General features: G+C 47.7%; 18 protein-coding genes and 1 tRNA gene. 7 read left to right on the top strand and 12 right to left on the bottom strand.

Annotated elements, in window-relative coordinates; translation table 11 throughout:
- The first annotated feature begins 6 nt into the window (after positions 1–6).
- Entirely contained in the window at positions 7–834 is an 828-nt protein-coding gene (locus tag VHE99_09270) for an A24 family peptidase (protein ID HVV69201.1), read from the top strand.
- Positions 835–1,117: 283 nt separating this feature from the next.
- Here the strand turns inward: VHE99_09270 and VHE99_09265 are convergent, their stop codons facing one another.
- Positions 1,118–2,857, bottom strand: a complete 1,740-nt coding sequence (locus tag VHE99_09265; protein HVV69200.1) for an ankyrin repeat domain-containing protein — start codon at positions 2,855–2,857, stop codon at positions 1,118–1,120.
- A 489-nt stretch (positions 2,858–3,346) separates the two neighbouring features.
- Between VHE99_09265 and VHE99_09260 the strand changes: the two genes are divergently transcribed.
- Positions 3,347–4,450 carry an arginine deiminase-related protein gene (locus VHE99_09260; protein ID HVV69199.1) on the top strand — a complete coding sequence of 368 codons (1,104 nt, stop codon included), beginning with the start codon at positions 3,347–3,349 and terminating at the stop codon, positions 4,448–4,450.
- A gap of 45 nt (positions 4,451–4,495) precedes the next feature.
- Here the strand turns inward: VHE99_09260 and VHE99_09255 are convergent, their stop codons facing one another.
- A complete protein-coding gene (locus tag VHE99_09255; protein HVV69198.1) occupies positions 4,496–5,131 on the bottom strand; it encodes a hypothetical protein in 636 nt (211 codons plus the stop codon).
- A gap of 78 nt (positions 5,132–5,209) precedes the next feature.
- The gene (locus VHE99_09250) at positions 5,210–6,040 is read right to left on the bottom strand and encodes a hypothetical protein (GenBank protein ID HVV69197.1); all 831 of its coding nucleotides are present in this window, start codon (positions 6,038–6,040) and stop codon (positions 5,210–5,212) included.
- A 303-nt stretch (positions 6,041–6,343) separates the two neighbouring features.
- On the opposite strand from VHE99_09250, the gene coaE reads away from it, so the two are divergent.
- Both coaE and coq7 read left to right on the top strand, forming a co-directional pair.
- On the top strand, positions 6,344–6,961 hold the full coding sequence (gene coaE, locus VHE99_09245; protein ID HVV69196.1) for a dephospho-CoA kinase: 618 nt from the start codon (positions 6,344–6,346) through the stop codon (positions 6,959–6,961).
- A gap of 20 nt (positions 6,962–6,981) precedes the next feature.
- Positions 6,982–7,632, top strand: a complete 651-nt coding sequence (gene coq7, locus VHE99_09240) for a 2-polyprenyl-3-methyl-6-methoxy-1,4-benzoquinone monooxygenase (GenBank protein ID HVV69195.1) — start codon at positions 6,982–6,984, stop codon at positions 7,630–7,632.
- A gap of 108 nt (positions 7,633–7,740) precedes the next feature.
- Here the strand turns inward: coq7 and VHE99_09235 are convergent, their stop codons facing one another.
- The 4 genes from VHE99_09235 to VHE99_09220 form a co-directional block, all read right to left on the bottom strand.
- Entirely contained in the window at positions 7,741–8,733 is a 993-nt protein-coding gene (locus VHE99_09235; protein ID HVV69194.1) for a phosphotransferase, read from the bottom strand.
- Between the two features lie 10 nt (positions 8,734–8,743).
- Positions 8,744–9,514: an SDR family oxidoreductase gene (locus tag VHE99_09230; GenBank protein ID HVV69193.1), complete on the bottom strand. Its 771-nt coding sequence runs from the start codon at positions 9,512–9,514 to the stop codon at positions 8,744–8,746.
- The gene (locus tag VHE99_09225; GenBank protein HVV69192.1) at positions 9,489–10,109 is read right to left on the bottom strand and encodes a 2-dehydro-3-deoxy-6-phosphogalactonate aldolase; all 621 of its coding nucleotides are present in this window, start codon (positions 10,107–10,109) and stop codon (positions 9,489–9,491) included. Before VHE99_09225 ends, VHE99_09230 begins: the two co-directional genes overlap by 26 nt.
- A 161-nt stretch (positions 10,110–10,270) precedes the next feature.
- On the bottom strand, positions 10,271–10,729 hold the full coding sequence (locus VHE99_09220; protein ID HVV69191.1) for a L,D-transpeptidase: 459 nt from the start codon (positions 10,727–10,729) through the stop codon (positions 10,271–10,273).
- A 255-nt stretch (positions 10,730–10,984) separates the two neighbouring features.
- Here VHE99_09220 and VHE99_09215 point away from each other — a divergent pair, with 255 nt between their 5' ends.
- A complete protein-coding gene (locus VHE99_09215; protein HVV69190.1) occupies positions 10,985–11,905 on the top strand; it encodes a DMT family transporter in 921 nt (306 codons plus the stop codon).
- Positions 11,906–11,907: 2 nt separating this feature from the next.
- On the opposite strand, the gene VHE99_09210 is transcribed toward VHE99_09215, so the two are convergent.
- Positions 11,908–12,609, bottom strand: coding sequence for a ComF family protein (locus VHE99_09210; GenBank protein ID HVV69189.1), 702 nt, complete (start codon positions 12,607–12,609; stop codon positions 11,908–11,910).
- Positions 12,610–12,758: 149 nt separating this feature from the next.
- Between VHE99_09210 and bioC the strand changes: the two genes are divergently transcribed.
- Together bioC and VHE99_09200 are read left to right on the top strand one after the other, a co-directional pair.
- Positions 12,759–13,619 (top strand): malonyl-ACP O-methyltransferase BioC, encoded by an 861-nt coding sequence (gene bioC, locus VHE99_09205; GenBank protein HVV69188.1) that lies wholly within the window; start codon positions 12,759–12,761, stop codon positions 13,617–13,619.
- A 73-nt stretch (positions 13,620–13,692) separates the two neighbouring features.
- Positions 13,693–14,319, top strand: coding sequence for an NUDIX hydrolase (locus tag VHE99_09200; protein ID HVV69187.1), 627 nt, complete (start codon positions 13,693–13,695; stop codon positions 14,317–14,319).
- Positions 14,320–14,445: 126 nt separating this feature from the next.
- Here VHE99_09200 and VHE99_09195 read toward each other — a convergent pair.
- The 4 genes from VHE99_09195 to glpX form a co-directional block, all read right to left on the bottom strand.
- Positions 14,446–14,521: transfer RNA gene (locus VHE99_09195), tRNA-Glu, on the bottom strand.
- 69 nt (positions 14,522–14,590) lie between these two features.
- Positions 14,591–16,411, bottom strand: a complete 1,821-nt coding sequence (gene recJ, locus VHE99_09190; GenBank protein HVV69186.1) for a single-stranded-DNA-specific exonuclease RecJ — start codon at positions 16,409–16,411, stop codon at positions 14,591–14,593.
- A gap of 87 nt (positions 16,412–16,498) precedes the next feature.
- The gene (locus VHE99_09185) at positions 16,499–17,056 is read right to left on the bottom strand and encodes a hypothetical protein (GenBank protein HVV69185.1); all 558 of its coding nucleotides are present in this window, start codon (positions 17,054–17,056) and stop codon (positions 16,499–16,501) included.
- A gap of 6 nt (positions 17,057–17,062) precedes the next feature.
- Positions 17,063–17,878 (bottom strand): class II fructose-bisphosphatase (gene glpX, locus VHE99_09180; GenBank protein ID HVV69184.1); only part of this gene is annotated, 816 nt, incomplete at its 5' end.

Genomic DNA, 17,878 nt, shown 5'->3' with positions numbered 1-17,878 from the left:
AATAGATTGTCATTGTCCAGCATGGTATTGTGGTCAAGTGTCGTAATGTCTGGATTATTTGCAGGAGCGGCAATTAATATTTTGACCGAACATATACCTCGAATTTTGCAACAAAATTGGCGGCAACAATGTTGGATATTGCACAATGGCAACGACACATCGAGCTGCTATTTGAGCAAAAAAAAGTTGCGCTTGCATTGTTTAAACTGCGATATGCAATTGCCGGTTTGGATGAATTTACCTCTATTTCCAAGGTTAATGAAATTAAGAAAATGCGCGCACTGCAATCAACAGCTTGTAAAGCATTATGTCTGGGTAGAGTTAGGGGTGAGTATAGTCACCTTGGTGATAACCCGCCATTTTGGAATACACGCCGAGACTTTTGTGATTTTAGTATTAATTTGGGGATTAATTCTGCTGGCTTTGATTGATAGTAAATATTATCTATTACCTGATTGTATTACTTTGACTTTGATATGGTTGGGTTTATTGAGCAATGTTGGTGGGCTATTCGTAGCGCCTGAACAAGCGATACTGGGAGCGGCTGTAGGATATCTCAGCCTGAGAGTGATAGGCGTTTTATACAAGCTCATACGGAAAGCAGAAGGTATAGGGCATGGTGATTATAAACTGTTGTCGGTATTTGGGGCGTGGCTGGGGGTTTATCCTTTACCGATGATTATGTTTTTAGCTTCAATGATTGGATTAATAGTTGTCATCATGCTGATGCTGCGTGGCAGGCATAGTTATGATATGCCTTTGCCGTTTGGTCCCTATTTAGTGGCAGCAGGGTTGAGTGTGCTGTTATTTGGGAAATTTAATATATTTTTTTAGGGTATTCACCACAGGACTGAAATGGCCATCCCGCAAGGGATTTCCGTTGGTCATATTTTCCCACTAAAATTTGTAGGAACAAATTTGAATGCTCAAGCAGCCCGAAGGGTAAAGTATAGGAAGTGCTTTATAATCCCACCCCTAAAAGTTTAGCAAAAATACTCACATACTCTGTGTGTGCTGCGCTTTTTCCTAATTTTTAGGGGTGACCATGGAATAATCTGACCGTTTGGTGCTGCTTCAAGCAACAAGCTGAATAGTTACATTCATAAAACACCTAATTTTATCTGTTGGATAACTTTGGGTCGATGGTATTACTTGAAGGCTCGCTTGGTTCTGGTTGTGTTTTTAGAAGATTTTCTAATCTCCCCTTAGCGTCACTTAGAGATTTTGTGCGCTCATGCCAAAGAGCAAATTTGTAAAATGGTGCTACTGACTGATCTTTGTTAGGTTCCTGTTTTGATTTAACTTCAGTAGTCCTTTCGCTTAACGTGATTTCTTCTTCAGCACTCTGCTCAGTCGTTTTTAATTTCCTTTGGGACTCACTAGGAGAGGGGGGACGCTTACCCCAAACAGCAGTTTTGGAAAATGGTGGAGACAGAGGTTCTCCAAATGGTTCAATTGTTGGAACTTTCTGTTGTGGTAATTTAGCCTCGGGTATGTTTGCGCTTGGTTCGATTAATATAATTTCTGCTTCTTCGGCTGGTTCGCGTGGTTTTAACTCCTTCTGAGTTTCCTTAAGAGATAATTGGCGTTCATCCAAGCTGGCACTTTCTCTCATCATTTGCTCAAGTATTTTTAATTTATCTCGATCTTCTTCAAGAAATTGTTTACGCCCTTGAATAATTTTGTTTAATCCTGTGAGCTTAGCATCTGTTTCACGTTTAAGGGCTAAACTTGCTTCTAATTCCAATTTTTCATTCTGCGCTTGTTTTGCATCCAATTCGGGTTCAGGTTTCTTAGCGCCATATTCAACTAACAATGAGACAATTTCCCCAGATTCAGTAGCCATCATGGGAGCACTAATATCTGGATCCGCGCCTTTGCTAAGTAAAGTTTTCACAGAGGCAACATCATTTCTCGAACAAGCATAATATAATGCAGTTTTACCACGGCGATCCTGTGCATCTACATCCACACCCAGGTCTATGAGCCATTCTAATAGATGCTGATTCTTTACTGTTGCACGAGTAGATAGCAGCAAAGACATGAGAATGGTCTGTCCATTCCAATCTGTAGCTTTCACATCAGCACCCTTTGCGATTAATGACTTCATCAGCTCTTCTTGCAAGTCTGTGGTATATTGAGCAGCTTCATGCAGGGGAGTGCGTTCCTTTGCGCAAACAGCGCGGGGATCAGCTTTAGCTTCTAACAATGCTTTTGCCACCGCTCCATGATTATTCTGTAGTGCCAAATGTAAAGGGGTTTTTTTGCTGAGAGTACCATATAGGCTCTGTTCTGTTATGCTAGGGTTTGCATTTTTTTCAAGTAATAGTTGTGTGGAATTAAGATGCCCATAATATGCAGTGATATGCAAGAGTGACCATCCATCTTTTGTCAGCCGAGCATCCAATTGACCATAGTGCGCTACATCTTCGGGTGTCAACCAACCCAGCCGCGCTTTATGATGAGCCCTACTCCAGCCCCCCCATATCTCTCCATGAATAGGGATGTAATCCCTCAGATACTTTTTTGCCAAAGGAATATGAACCGTTTGTGGATCTAGAACATACTCACGTAAACTAGTTGGAGATAAAACCTCTGTGCTATATTTCTTACAGGGAGTTGCTTCAAGCCGAGTTTCTTCAAAAATGCCCAGTTCTACCAATGTCTTACCAAAATCCTCAGACCTAAGCACCCGCCCTGCAATCTTAAATCCCATGTCCTGGTCTGAAGAAAGACCGGCCAGTTTAGCCGGTTGATATAACTCAAAAAAGCGATCAAATAATTCTGCTAATTTTACGTTTGGGTCGACATCATTCACCGGGTATTCGCGGTCGTTTATTTTTAATATTACTTTCACTGCTTATTTTCTCCACTTTTTTAAAAGTTAATAAAAAAAAATTAACTTACACTCATAATAGATGCATCTTACATTAAGGGTAATATGGATTAATTAAGAAAAGATTAAGGGCGCCTCTAGAAATTGATCTTTTCGCTCAATACGGCGTTGGATTAGATTTTAAAATCCTCATTTATTCCCGTATTAACTCCGGTTTTAAAATCTAATCCGCCTTGTCTTGGGCGAAAATCTCTGATTTCTAGAGATGCCCTTAATTGAAAAGATGCGCGCGCGATTCTTAAATGTACAAAAAACTAAAATCCATTTAGCAGTTCGCAAAGGTTTTTCCATGCATAAATTAATATTCGCTTAAGAGTATGCTGGTAGATTGGTGAAACACTTTAACCTAAATACTTCTGTCGTGAGCATAAGTCCCAAGTTGTTTTGCATGAATATAACCGCTAATATATCCTTCACGGATGACTTAAGACGCAAGAGTGAACTCTAACCATGGCCAATCTAGTTACTTCTCAATGGGCAATGTGCCCACCCAAATATTTTGGTGTCGAATATGTTATAAATCCCTGGATGGAAGGACAAGTTGGACGCGCCAAGAATGATGTTGCACAGCAGCAGTGGCAAGCATTATATGAATTAATTTCGGCGCGTGCCAAGGTACATCTGATTCCAGCGATACGCGGTTTACCTGATATGCCGTTTACGGCTAATGCTGGCTTGGTGCTGGGGAAGATTTTTGTGCCTTCGGCCTTTCGTTTTCCGCAACGGCAGCCGGAGGAACACTTTTTCATTCAGTGGTTTCGCGAGCAGGGTTATAACATCGTCGATTTACACGGTGAAGGCACATTTGAAGGCGAGGGCGATGCGCTGTTTCAACCCGGGGAAACTTTGTTATGGGCAGGTTATGGCGTGCGTACAGCCTTGGAAGCGCATCCGCGATTATGTGAGATTTTTGATGTAGAAGTGGCTTCGTTGAGGTTGGTGGATCAGCGTTTTTATCATCTGGATACGTGTTTTGCGCCCTTGGCGGATGGACGCGTGGTTTATTATCCTCCCGCCTTTGATCAACCTTCTCTAGAATTACTGCATGCGCGAGTTCCGCCGCATAAACGTTTGGCCGTTAGTGAAGAAGATGCGCTGAATTTTACTTGTAATGGTGTGGTGTGCGGGGAGGCTTATATTTGCAATCAACCGACAGACGCCTTCCGGCAGCAGCTTAAATCCTGGGGTTATGAAGTCATTGCTACGCCGTTAACCGAGTTCATGTTGGCTGGGGGTGCTGCTAAGTGTTTGAGCTTGTGCCTGACGCAAGATGTGCCGGCAACGACTACTCCGGGCCCGCATTTTAGCTCAGCGATTGCCGATTGCACGATCGAGCTACAAGGGCATATTTTAGATAATGGCTTGATGAATCAGGTTCTCGATGCGATTACCGATGCAGGCGGTAGTTTTGAGATACCCCGCCTGAAGGCGGGGTTGCGTCACGATCAAGAATCTTTGGCGCGTATTCATGTCTCTGCGCCCACAGCAGAAAGGCTACAGGTTTTGTTGCAAAAGCTGTTGCAATTGGGTGCACGGGTTGCGGGGGAAGTTTAGGTTCATCCAGTTAACTGTCTCCTGAGCAAAGCGAAGGATGACAGTTCAACACATTCCAAGGCTACTAAACGGATTATACCAAGCCATTTGCTCAGCGATATCCTCTTTACAAGTAGCAAGATTATTTTCAAGTTCCTTTAAACGCTCTACATCAATTAAATGACTAGACTGTAATTCTGTTAAAGTTTCTCTATGTTCAGCTAAAGCAAACCGCAAACCTCCGACTTGCGAACCTGCTAATTGTTCTAACTGCATATTTGATTTTTCCAGCTGCTCTAACTTTGTGCTTAATCTGTCCATTCTTTGTAAAGTTTTGCTGTCAGTAAGACTCGTATATTTCTTAGGTTTTGTTTCTGATGCTGTGGTTCCAGATAGTGCGCGATCAACCGATCGAAAAAATCCAGTAGTCATTTTGCTCAGAGATGCTCCTAACATCAAAGGAGTCCCTACTTGCGATGCAATGGGCACAGGTGATTGACTAGGTATTTGAGTGGGTAGCACTTCAGCGGAATCTGCTATCGAGGGAACAGTCAAAGGAATAATCACAGGTGCGGGAGTTTGAGGAGGTATCGGTGTTAAGGGAGTTGTTTCAGCTTTAAGTGCCTCGCCAGACTGTGCTATGTGGCGGGTCAATAATTCAGCAATGGTATCCTCATGTTGTTCAGTAGCGAATTGTTGCATTTTCTGTAATTTCTCTAGCCTGACACTTTCTTGACCGGGTACAAATTTAGCTTCTAGTAATTCTTTGACTAGAGTGAACTATCCATGAAGAATTGGTGATAGCAAAAATTCATTTATATATTCGCCGCTGATAGGGACACCTGTTGCCAGAATAGCTTGTACAAATGGTGTTTGATTACTTTGAATAGCCCTATACAAGGGTTCGAAAAAATATTTGCGATTAACTTCTGGTGAGATTTGCTGCAGATGAGAGTGCAATATCGCTTTAAATCTATCTAGATTGCCATCATCATAGGCTTTAATCAAATGGTCTTTTCTGAGCGGCCTATTTAATTTAATTGCCAGGCTAATTACATGTTCTGAAATATATTCCATGTCTGGAAAGGGAACTTTTTCTCCTTGGCTGGTAACTTTTCCTGTTAAGGGTTTAAGAATGTTTTCATTGATACTTTTATCTGCTGCTAAGGGAGGGTTTTCAAAAATATTTCTGATGCCAATAAAAAGTTTATTATCGATAATCCACAGACACTTTACAGAATTTACAAAAAAATTGATTGCGGATGGATCATTACTTTTAACAAGTGTCGTGACGGTATTGTAAAAATCGATTCTGTTGGCTTCATATTTAGGTGTATCTGGAAGCACTGCTAGTTGATTCATTAGTTCTATTAATTTCTCTTGCATTCTATGTGCAACCAGATAAGAAAAAATACCGTGTAAATTTTCTTCTTTCATAAACCAGTTTTTAATGTTTCTTTCGGAGTAAGTATGCCCATCTTCTGCTACCATACAGCGGTCATTTAATATCACTCCAAGCGAAATGGGGCATTTAAAATCTTCTAGATAAGTGAGCTCACCTGATAGTTTTCTTTGTTTAATTTTGATATCTTTTTTTGTCTCTTGTGCCATGAATGATCTCTCCAATTAATTTTTTAGGTATTTCAGAGGGGTAAGTAGTTACTTTTTCAGCGCTGATGAGTTGTATCTGGAAATAATCTCTGTTATACCTAGCCCTCATTTGCTTTTAATATTTTGTAACTATTCAGCACATTGTTGGAAGTCGCACAAAACGGTCAGATTTTTCCTAAATTTTTAGGGGTGAGATTGGGAAAATATGGCTGTTTCAATCCTGTGGTGAATAGTTATAATATTTTTTGGTAGTGGAGATTGTCGTTTCTGGACTATTGTATAGTCAGCAAATCAGGTGAGTCTATGCTAAAAGTTGGTTTAACAGGCGGGATTGGCAGCGGTAAATCTACTGTGGCCAGTTTGTTTGCCAAATTGGGTGTGCCGGTTATTGATGCGGATATCATTGCCCGTGAAGTCATTGCAGATTCTATAATCACAAAGGAGATCATGCAGCATTTTGGCAGCCAGGTATTGCATGAATCCGGTAGCCTTGACCGTCAAATTCTCCGCAAAATTGTTTTTGAACAGCCTAAAGAACGGCGTTGGTTAGAAGCATTGTTACATCCGCTGATTATCACTGAAATGCAACGTCAGGTGGATAAGCTTCAATCTCCGTATTGTTTATTGGTTATACCTTTATTGATAGAAGCGACTTTGTCTTATGCTTTGGTGGATAGAATTTTGGTAGTGGATACTTCCGAAGGGATACAGATTAAACGCACCGAAGCGCGAGATCACCTAACGGCGGAAGAAGTACAACGCATCCTGGATTCACAGGCCACACGCGCGCAACGCTTGCAGCAAGCAGATGATGTGATCGTTAATGCTGGAGATTTAGAGACTTTGGCGGCAGAAGTTAAGCAGTTACATCAGCATTATTTGGCGCTTTCTTCGGGCTTTTCTGCGGGGGAAGATGAGTAGCAAATATTGGAGGAAAGCTTATGTCTATTTCCAAATTACGTAATTTCACTTTCCTAGATCGCTGCCTGATGCAATTTGATCAAAGCCTGCGTACTTTGTTTAATTCGCCGTCATCGATCAGACCCAATCCTGCAGCTAACCTTGAGGAGCCTGCATTATCAAGCGCAGAACGCAAGCACAGTGCCGGTTTGCTGCGCGTGAACCATGCCGGTGAAATCAGCGCACAAGCGTTATATCAAGCCCAGGCGTTGATGTCGCGTTCGACTGAGGTGGCACGTTCTTTAGAGCAATCAGCTGAGGAGGAAAACGATCATTTGGCTTGGTGCAACCAACGCCTGCAGGAATTGGGTGCACACCCGAGTTATTTAAATCCATTCTGGTATTTGGGTTCATTTACAATTGGTTTAGTGGCAGGATTAGCGGGCGATGCATGGAATTTAGGTTTTGTGGCTGAGACAGAACGCCAAGTGGTCAATCATTTAGAGCGGCATTTGCAGAAATTGCCGGCAGCTGATAGCAAAAGTCGGCATATATTGCAAAAGATGCAGGAAGATGAAGGGCATCATGCTTCGGTAGCGATGACAGCCGGTGCAGTGGAGTTGCCGGAAGCCATTAAATTTTTGATGAAATGTTTTTCTAGGGTGATGACTCGGACGGCTTATTGGGTATGAGAGATTTTCTCATTTTTCTCTTACAGCTTTGGCCTTTTTCCTTCTCCCACAAGGGGAGAAGGAAAAAGGCCAAAGCTGTAAGAGAAAAATGAGGCGGGTTGTCTTTTTTCAAACACATCCACTCAAAAACCTTCTAAATTCCGTCAACTCAGGATATTTAGCGCTCACCTCCAACACATAATTCAACGTGCGTGGAATATCATTCAAATAAATATCATTGCCATCGCGATGCCATTTCCTAGCAAAAATATAAATCGCTTTTAAATGACGCTGAATACCCATCCAGTCAAACCAACGTAAAAATTGTTGGCTAGAACCTGCAGGCAAGAGTGCAGCGTCTACCGCTAACTCATAATAAAACAATGCCCATTCTTCAACCTGCTCAGGTGGCCAGGCGAGATAACAATCGCGCAATAAAGAAACCACATCATAAGTGATAGGTCCCATCAAAGCATCCTGAAAATCAATAATGCCCAGATCCCCATCGGCCAGTTGCAATAAATTGCGGGAATGATAATCACGATGCACGCAGAGTTGCGGTTGGCTGAGTGCAGATTGAATCAGTGCTTGAAAAGTTTCCGTCAGCAAAGTTTGCGTCTGTTCAGTTAAATTTAATTGCAAATGCGTCAACAAATACCAGTGCTGGAAACGTTTTAATTCTTCGGCAAATAAAGCAAAATCAAAGATCGGGAAATGCCAGCCATTGTCTTGATGGCAAGATTGAATAAGTAATAATTTTTCCAATGCTTGCTTATACAAACGGTCGACATTACTTGAATTTAACACATGGAAAAACAGATTATCGCCCAAATCAGTTTGCAACATAAAACCTTGGTCTAAATCTGCTTGAATCACCTCAGGCACTTTTAAACCCTGTTTGGCAAATACTTTTGCCAGTGCAACGAAAGAATGACTATTTTCCAGCTCGGGGGGTGCATCCACAGCAATAAAGGTTTTGTCATGGAGTTTGATGCGAAAATACTGACGAAAACTGGCATCACCCGCCAAAGGCGTCAGCTTGATAGGGTTTTCAGATAAATGGCGGCTAATCCAGTGTTGGAAGTTAGCTAATCTTTCGTGTGTGGGTAAGGGTGAGATCATATGGCTGCGGCTAGGTACGTCCTGCATCGATAATAAAGCTTTGTTTAGTACACATACGACTATCGTCAGCTGCTAAAAATAACGCCATACGCGCAATATCCTCTGGAACCAGCTTTTGTTTTAATGCTTGAGATTCCAGCAATTCTTGTTCTGCTTCCGGCGTCAGCCATTTCTCAAGTTGGCGTTTAGTCATCACCCATCCTGGCAGAATGGTATTGACGCGGATGCCGGCAGCACCGAATTCTCGTGCTAGTCCTCGGGTTAAGCCGACAATGGCAGCTTTCGCTGTCATATAGCCAATGTAATCACTGTTTTGTGCCAGAATAAAACAGTTAGAGCTGAGATTAATAATCGAGCCGCCATCTTGCTTTATCATTGAAGGAATCACACTTTGTGCCGCAAAAAACTGGTGATCCAGATTCACACGCATGATATTACGCCATTGTGCTTCTGTAACTTCTAATGAATGATGGCGTTCGTCGCTGGCGGCATTATTGACCAAGACTTGAATCCCGCCTAAAAGGTCATTGGCATGATCGATCGCTTGTTTAAGCGCTGTCACATCGCGGAGATCACAGGGGATAAATAACGGTTCTGGCAAATTCTGTTGTCTGAGGGTGTTGAGCAATTGTTGGGCGCTGGTTTCATCAATATCTATGAAAGCCACTCGACTGCCTTGCGCGCAAAATTGGCTAACAATGGCTGCCCCTATACCGGAAGCGCCGCCAGTGATGAAAACACCGCGGCCTTTTAAACTAGGATAATTCGCGTATTGTGTCATAAAAAACCTTGGCATTTTGCGCTACTGTGTCAGGGGAATCACCTGGAGCATATAAATTGGAACCCAGTCCGAAACCTCCTGCGCCTGCTTGCATGTAATGTGGCATAGTCGTGGGGGTGATACCGCCTACCGGCAACACAGGAATATCTGCAGGTAATACTGTTTTAAACGCCTTTAGCATAGCCGGAATCGGTGCTGGAAAGAGTTTTAGCGCATCGGCGCCGGCATTAATCGCTGTGAAGGCTTCTGTGGGGGTGTAGAATCCGGGTATGCAATATAATCCTTCTTCTTTTGCTGCCTGGATAATGGTGGTATCGGTATGCGGCATGACAATAAGCCTGCCGCCGCGCTTTTTGACTTCATAAACCTGATCGACATGGGTTACCGTCCCTGCGCCGATGAGCGCACGGTCTTGAAATAAATTGCTTAATAATTCCAGACTGTTCAGTGGATCGACAGGGGAATTCAGTGGCACTTCGATGCAGGTAAATCCTGAGTTAACCAGGATAGTGCCAATGGCAGGTACTTCCTTGGGGGTAATACCGCGTAATATGGCGATTAGGGGACATTTGGCTAGGGTTTCTAGTAGTTCCATGATTTTATGTATTGTTCTGAGGGTGGGTGAGAGGTGTATGCAAGATTAGATGAAATGAGGATAAAACTCAAACGGTACTTTCTCCAAGAATCTCAGGATGACCAGATTAATAAAGCCAAATGCCAGCGAAAGCTGGCATTGAGGCTATTCTGTTAGGGTTTTTAGTAGGGTTTGACCACCACCTTAGTTCCAATATCGATAAAGTTTCTGGTTAACCATAGTGCAGCGCTAGGTACGACTCTGATGCAGCCGTGGCTAGCATTGCGGCCTGGAGGAACTTCATTGGAGCCATGTATCGCATAGTTACCAGAAAAAAACATGCAATAAGGCATGGGAGCCCCACCCCCCGGGATGGGGAACTTCGAGGATTTGCAGCTTGCACTGCCTTTGCTCAACACATGAAACACACCAACTGGTGTATGACAACTGCGTCCTAAATCGCGACAATAACTTGATCCACCTGAAGCGCGTCCAGTACCTACTAGCTCGCCATTATCAAAAGCTGACCAGCTATGTGCTTGGGGATCAAAAACAAATACTTTTTGCGCAAATGCAGGCGCAGTGACGATGAGAGCCAATAATGCAGTGGCTGCAAGTATGATATGTTTAATTGTTTTCATATTCTTCCTCTCTGAAGTCTGGGATTTCCATAAAGTGTTGTTGTCATATTAAAAAATATAGAACAAGTTGAGAGATTTTCTTATGTTTGTGGAAAAGATCTGATAACTATTTGAATGGAAAAGAATTTTAAACAAAAACATTTACCTCTCTTGCGAGCAGGTGATGGTTGGAATTCGCTTTAAATTTGGATATAGGAAACTTCAAGAAATAAAGGCATCATATGTCAACAAACATAGTATTAAGGATCATCCTGAATGAGCCAAACTTATTTTAAACCCACAACTTTAATATTATTAACCCCGCTGGTGCTATGTGCATGGGGGTTCAGCTGGCCGATTATGAAGCTGGCGCTGCCGGCAGTTCCGCCCTTGTGGTTGGCTGTATTGCGCTTGGGTGTGGGTACACTCACTTTGTTTATTATTTTATGGGCGTCCGGTCGAAAATTTTTACCGAATCGTCAGGATTTACCTTTGCTGTTTTCAGTTGGTGTTTTACAAATGGGCTGTTTTACCATGCTGATTATGTTGGGATTAATGCATGTAGAAGCTGGACGTAGCGCTATTCTGACGTATACCACGCCTTTGTGGGTGACGCCGATTGCCGTGTTGTTCTTTAAAGAACATTTATCCAAGCTGGCATTGTTGGGAATTATTGTGGGCATCCTCGGTGTGTTATGCATGTTTAATCCTTTGAGTTTCAATTGGCATGATTCTCTAGCCTTGAAGGGCAATGGGTTATTATTGTTAGCCGCTTTTATTTGGGCTATGGTGATTATTCATGTGCGTTTTGGTATACACCATCGCAGTCCCTTGGAATTGGCGCCTTGGCAAATGCTTTTGGGGACACTTTTTGTATGGATGATGGCACTTATTTTTGAACCTAAGCCTGCAATTGATTGGTCATGGCATTTGGCATGGCAAATCGCCTATTTGGGACCTATCGCCAGTGCTTTTGCTTATTGGGGGGTGATTGAGCTGAATCGGCAGTTACCTGCGATTACGATTTCGTTGTTGCTTTTGGCGGTTCCAGTTATTGGTCTGCTGAGTTCTGCAGCGATACTGGGTGAAGCAATTAAAATAAATACTTTGATTTCTATGATTTTGATATTGGTAGGTATTGCTTGTGTGGCAGTTTCGCGGTTTTTGGAGTATCGCAAGCTGTCATCAGACAGGTGATTTTAAACAAACTCCGTACGCGCACAGCACCAAATATCTATCTTTTGTGCGCCTGCTTTTTGTAATACCCGGGCTAATTCTCCAACCGTCGTGCCGGTCGTCACCACATCATCCACAATTGCCACATGGCTGGCCAGAATAGGGCTATTAATAGAAAAAACCTGCCGCATATTACGCTTCCGCTCATTTGCAGGTATCAGAGCTTGCGGTTGGGTGGCAATCTGTCGTTGGCATTGATGGATACTTAAGGGGATATGCAGTTTTTTGTGTAGCGGTCTGGCTATTTCTAACGCCTGATTGTAACCGCGTTCGCGCAAGCGTTGTGGGTGCAGTGGCACGGGAATAATCAATTCTGGTCGGTAGTTTTGTGGATAGTAATCAGCAACGACAGTCGCAAGTAAGTTGCCAAGAATTTCTGCATAGGTGAATTGATTGCCAAATTTCAACGCCAGCACTAAATGGTCAAGCGGCGGTTTGTAGGCAAAGGGTGCTAGCAAAATTTGGTAGAGGGGAGGTGCGCGCAAGCAGTTGCCACAGGGTCTATTTTCTCCCATCAAGGGTCTGGCACAGCGTGGGCAGGCGTTTTTAATCCAAGGCAGTTCGTCAAGGCAAAGTGTACATAATGCGGCATTGGTTGTAGGATTGCGACAAAGTGCACACAGAGGGGGGAGCAGCCAGTTGCAGGCTGTTTTTAGCCATTTCATGGTGTTTATTTCTCAAGTGGGAATCTTTCTTTTAATTTACCTCTCCCCTGGTGGCTATCCCTCAGCTTTGTTGGGGACATTGTGGGAGAAGAACCGCAATAAAAAGATTATTTTTACTCACCATATCACTTTCAACAATACCGTAAAAAATGTCTATCTTTACTAAAACTGCTATAAAAAATGCGGCCAACTACGCCGCTGCCACCTATGATAGCGTTGCAATTATTGCACGCGAAGTAGCACGGCGCTTGGATGCACGTTTGGATTTTATGCGTATCCAGCCGCAGGTTATCCTCGATCTGGGTGCAGGTACTGGCTATAGCAGTGGTTTTTTAGCAAAACGCTATCCCGAAGCGCAAATCATCGCTGTAGATTTTGCAGAATCCATGCTTAAGCAAGCCCAAAAAAATCATAGTGCACAACCAGAAATTACCTGGATTTGTGCGGATGCTGAACAATTACCCTTGCCGGAGTTTTCTGTAGATTTAGTCGTGTCCAATTTCATGCTGCCTTGGTGTGAAGATATAGAAGCTGTTTTAGCAGAAACACAAAGGGTATTAAAACCCGGTGGTTTGTTATTATTTTCCACACTAGGACCAGACACCCTGCAGGAGCTTCGCGCAAGTTGGGCAGAAGTGGATGAGATGGCGCATGTACATGTGTTTTTTGATATGCATGATATTGGCGATGCGATATTGCGCGCGCATTTGGTAGAGCCGGTGATGGATAGAGAGGTGATTATGTTATCCTATGCTAATCCCCGCCAATTACTGCGTGATTTAAAGCTTTGCGGTTGGCAGAATTTGCTAGTGGAGCGACATCAATTTTTGACAGGGAAAAAGCGCTTACAAAAATTTTTAGAAAATTATGAGAAATGGCGAGATAAAGAATCGCGCTTCCCGGTGACTTATGAAGTGATTTATGGTCATGCTTTTTGTGTTGAAAAAAGATTTAACGAAAATATGCAGGAATTTAGTATTTCTGTAAGCGAGATCAAGCGTAGGAGGTGAATTCAATACCCCTTAAATCCCTTCTTGCCCACCCTTTTTCAAGGGGGGATATAATATTCCTAGGAACAAAACTATGCAACCCAACAACACCCAATGGCTAAAATGGGCCAGCGAATTGCAAGCCATCGCACAAAATGGTTTAACCTACAGTAAAAATATTTTCGACTTGCACCGATTTAAAGCCATATTAAAACTCAGCGCAGAAATGATGGCCGGACACACCAATGCCTCTCATGAGCATATTATCAATGTATTCACAGCGGAATCAGGTTACGCCACGCCAAAACTCGATGGTCGTGGTGTGGTATTTAAAGATAATAAAATTTTAATGGTGAAAGAACGCGCGGATGATCTTTGGTCATTGCCTGGCGGTTGGATTGATATTAATGAATCTGCAAGTAGCGCGGTTGTGCGCGAAATTCGTGAAGAATCCGGTTATGAAACCCGAGCCGTTAAATTATTGGCGTTACTGGATAAACAAAAACAGGATCATCCTCCAGAATGGCCGCATGCCTATAAATGTTTTTTTCTATGCGAATTAATAGGCGGTAGTCCGCAAACCAGTGATGAAACGTCAGCGGTGGATTTTTTTGCTAAAGATGAACTGCCGGAATTATCGATCAATCGAGTGACTAAGGCGCAGATATTGAGATTTTTTGAACATTATACACATTTGGATTGGCCGACGGATTTTGACTAGTCTACTCCACCTTTTAAGGCTAGGGTATGCACACATCTTTCCTTAGCCTGGAAGCTAAGGAAAGATGTGTGGATACCCTAGCCTTTTAAAGAGGGGTGCTGCAGTGATACAAAGAACACCTAAATATGGCGTCCCCAAGGGGATTCGAACCCCTGTTACCGCCGTGAAAGGGCGATGTCCTAGGCCTCTAGACGATGGGGACGAGGCGCAAGAGCGGGTGGGTGTAACGGGCCCGGAGGCCGAAATCAAGGCGCGGAAACGCCCGCAAAACCTAGCTGAGCACCGTTCCGGCAGCCGATGCGGCGTCGTCGATCTGCAGGCGCACGCTCTCGCGGCCGTTGTAGTGGTCGATCCGCAGCGCGCCCGCCACATGCAGGATCGGCTTGGCTTGATCGAGCAGTGCCGGACCGAGCGCTGTCTGGCTGGCGCGGAAGGCGATTGCCTCGATCCGTCCCCTCTCCTGCCCGACCAGCGTGCAACGAACGTGGCCGTCACCCACCGGCTGGGCATAGTCGACCCGCACACCGGTCAGGGCGAAGCGCGGCAAGGCGTTGCCCGCGCCGAACGGACCGGCGCGTTCGATCATCGTGACGAGATCCTGCGTCGCCGCGCCCGGCGTCAGGGCCGCATCGATGCCGAGCTCGCGGATGGCGGGGGCTGCGCCAAGCTGCGGCGCCACGCGCTCGTCGAGGAAGGCCGCCAGCGCGGCGAGCCTCTCGCGCGCCACCGTCAGGCCGGCCGCCATGGCATGACCGCCGCCGTTGATCAGCAATCCCGACTGGCGGGCAGCGATGACCGCGGCACCGAGATCGACCCCGCGCACCGAGCGGCCGGAACCCTTGCCGACGTCGCCGTCCATGCCGATCACAAAAGCGGGCCGGCCGTAGCGCTCGACCAGCCGGCTCGCCACGATGCCGATCACACCGACATGCCAGCCGTCGCTCTCCACCACGAGCGCCGCCGGAAGCCCCTGGCGCTCCGGACCGTAGGTGCGTTCGATGTGCTGGATCGCCTGATCGAGCACAGCACGCTCGATCGCCCGACGCTCGGCATTGAACTCGTCCAGCCTGAGCGCCAGCGCGCCCACCTCGTGCGGATCGTCGCTGGCCAGCAGACGGGCGCCGAGATCGGCCTGGCCCACCCTGCCGCCGGCATTGACCCGCGGCCCGAGCAGGAAGCCGAGATGGTAGGCGCCCGGCGGCTCGCGCAGGCGCGCCACATCGGCCAGGGCGGCGAGGCCGGCATTGGCACGGTCCGCCATCACCCGCAATCCCTGGCGCACCAGCGCACGATTGATGCCGGTGAGCGGCACGACATCGGCCACGGTCCCCAACGCCACGAGATCGAGCCACCGCCGCAGATCGGGCTCGGGCCGCGTAGCGCTGTACCAGCCGACGGCGCGGAGGGCGCGATTCACGCCAACGGCGAGCAGGAAGGCAACGCCTACCGCCGCGAGCTGCTTGTGGGGACTCGCATCATCGAGCCGATTGGGATCGACGACGGCCAGCGCCGGCGGCAAGGCAATCTCGGCCTGATGGTGATCGATCACGATGACATCGAGGCCGGCCTGCCTGGCTTCCGCCAGCGGTTCGTGGGCGGTGACACCGCAATCGACCGTGATGACGAGCGCCGTCCCTTCTTCCTTGAGCTTGAGCAGTGCGGCCGTATTCGGGCCGTAGCCTTCCTTGCGCCGATCCGGGATGTAGATGCCGACATCGGCGCCGACGCTGCGGAAGAAGCGCAGCAGCAGGGCCGACGACGTCGCGCCGTCCACATCATAGTCGCCGAATATGGCGATCCGTTCGCTGGCCTGGATCGCCTTCACCACCCGTTCGACCGCGACATCCATGTCCTTGAGATGCGACGGATCAGGCAGGAACTTGCGCAAGGTCGGTTCGAGAAAATCCGGCACGCCTTCGAGATCGACCTCGCGGGCCGCCAGCAACCGGCAGATCGCCTCGGGCAAGCCATGGCGCTGCGCCATCGCCAGCGCGATCCGCTCATTTGAAAGCCGTTCCGCCCAGCGTCGGCCGGTGAGCGATCGCTCGACACCGAGGAAGGCGGCGCGGATGGTCCGGACTTCGGAAGACATGCCGCCAATGTACCTGCCAGTCGCTATCGCGCTACTGCGTCTGCGCGCAAGGGCTGTGGGCAAAGTGGCGGCGGCGGACGCCTGCTGTTACCACTTCCATTCGAACGGCCAGAGGCGCAGGACGGCGATGTTGACGCGCTTAGCTTTCACCCCGCCGATCTGCAGCGTAAGCGCCTCGCCCTTCACCTCGACCTGCACGCTCTCGCGCGTGCCGGGGCAGTTGGTCGCCCGGTCGGGCCCCAAGATCGGCAGGCGCTTGCCGTCCTGGATCGCATCGATCCAGCCGGTCTCCGACAGGACGATGCGGTAGCGACCGGCGGGAATGTATTCGAGCGTGACAATGCCGCCATTGCCACTGTCGCTGCCGCGCGCCGGCGCGACCGGATAGATCACATCGGCGACTGGCCGCAGCTTCAGCGCGAAGACGCCCTCCTTCGGCAAGGACTGCGCATTGTCGATGGGCGGGATATAGGCCGAGAAAGGGTCGGGGTCCCGGGCCACCGCCGAAGGCAGCAGGCCGCACGCATCCTGGGCCGCGGCCGGCAGCGCCAGCCACGACAACATTGCGACAGCCAAGGCGCTCCCTGCTTTCTTCATGCCGGTCGCGTTGCCCGGCGTGTCTGCGGCCGGGTCCGCGTCCGACAAGAATGGCTAAGCCCAGCTCGGCAGGCCAGTCTTTATCGAGAAATTGTGATGGGCGGAAACCCACCTGACCGTGCCGGTCTTGGAGCGCATGACGATCGAATGCGTCTCCGCGCCGTTGCCGAAGCGTCGCACGCCCTTCAGCATCGAGCCCGAGGTGACGCCGGTGGCGGCGAACATCACATTGCCCTTGGCCATGTCGGTCATCGAGTATTTGCGATTGAGATCGGTGATGCCCCACTTGCGGGCGCGCGCCTTCTCGTCGTCGTTGCGGAACAGAAGCCGGCCCTGGATCTGGCCGCCGATGCAGCGCAGGGCCGCCGCCGCCAGCACGCCTTCCGGCGCGCCGCCCGAGCCCATGTAGATGCTGATGCCCGAGTCGCCGGTCGAGGTGGCGATGACGCCCGAAACGTCGCCGTCGCCGATCAGCATGATGCGCGCGCCGGCTTCGCGCACCTTGGCGATCAATTCGGCATGGCGCGGCCGGTCGAGGATGCAGACCACGAGATCGGACACGTCCACCTTCCTGGCCTTGGCGAGGTCCTTCAGGTTGGCGGCCGGCGTCTTGTCGAGATCGACGACGCCGTCGGGCAAGCCTCCGCCCACCGCGATCTTGTCCATGTAGACATCGGGCGCGTTCAAAAAGCCGCCGTGCTCGGCCATCGCCATGACGGCAAGCGCATTGGGCAGGCCTTTCGCCGTGATGGTGGTGCCTTCGAGGGGATCGAGCGCGATATCGATCTTGGGACCGCCAGCGCCCACTTTCTCGCCGATGAAAAGCATCGGCGCCTCGTCGCGCTCGCCCTCGCCGATCACCACCGTGCC

The organism is Gammaproteobacteria bacterium (assembly GCA_035546635.1).
Lineage (GTDB): Bacteria > Pseudomonadota > Gammaproteobacteria > JAURND01 > JAURND01 > DASZWJ01.
The sequence above is the reverse complement of the archived record's forward strand: the minus strand, read 5'-3'. Positions and strand labels throughout refer to the sequence as shown.

Coding starts and splice junctions, on each gene's coding strand:
- VHE99_09260 (HVV69199.1), top strand. CDS start 3,347: ATGGCCAATCTAGTTACTTCTCAATGGGCAATGTGCCCACCCAAATAT.
- VHE99_09255 (HVV69198.1), bottom strand. CDS start 5,131: ATGCAACAATTCGCTACTGAACAACATGAGGATACCATTGCTGAATTA.
- VHE99_09250 (HVV69197.1), bottom strand. CDS start 6,040: ATGGCACAAGAGACAAAAAAAGATATCAAAATTAAACAAAGAAAACTA.
- coaE (HVV69196.1), top strand. CDS start 6,344: ATGCTAAAAGTTGGTTTAACAGGCGGGATTGGCAGCGGTAAATCTACT.
- coq7 (HVV69195.1), top strand. CDS start 6,982: ATGTCTATTTCCAAATTACGTAATTTCACTTTCCTAGATCGCTGCCTG.
- VHE99_09235 (HVV69194.1), bottom strand. CDS start 8,733: ATGATCTCACCCTTACCCACACACGAAAGATTAGCTAACTTCCAACAC.
- VHE99_09230 (HVV69193.1), bottom strand. CDS start 9,514: ATGACACAATACGCGAATTATCCTAGTTTAAAAGGCCGCGGTGTTTTC.
- VHE99_09225 (HVV69192.1), bottom strand. CDS start 10,109: ATGGAACTACTAGAAACCCTAGCCAAATGTCCCCTAATCGCCATATTA.
- VHE99_09220 (HVV69191.1), bottom strand. CDS start 10,729: ATGAAAACAATTAAACATATCATACTTGCAGCCACTGCATTATTGGCT.
- VHE99_09215 (HVV69190.1), top strand. CDS start 10,985: ATGAGCCAAACTTATTTTAAACCCACAACTTTAATATTATTAACCCCG.
- VHE99_09210 (HVV69189.1), bottom strand. CDS start 12,609: ATGAAATGGCTAAAAACAGCCTGCAACTGGCTGCTCCCCCCTCTGTGT.
- bioC (HVV69188.1), top strand. CDS start 12,759: ATGTCTATCTTTACTAAAACTGCTATAAAAAATGCGGCCAACTACGCC.
- VHE99_09200 (HVV69187.1), top strand. CDS start 13,693: ATGCAACCCAACAACACCCAATGGCTAAAATGGGCCAGCGAATTGCAA.
- recJ (HVV69186.1), bottom strand. CDS start 16,411: ATGTCTTCCGAAGTCCGGACCATCCGCGCCGCCTTCCTCGGTGTCGAG.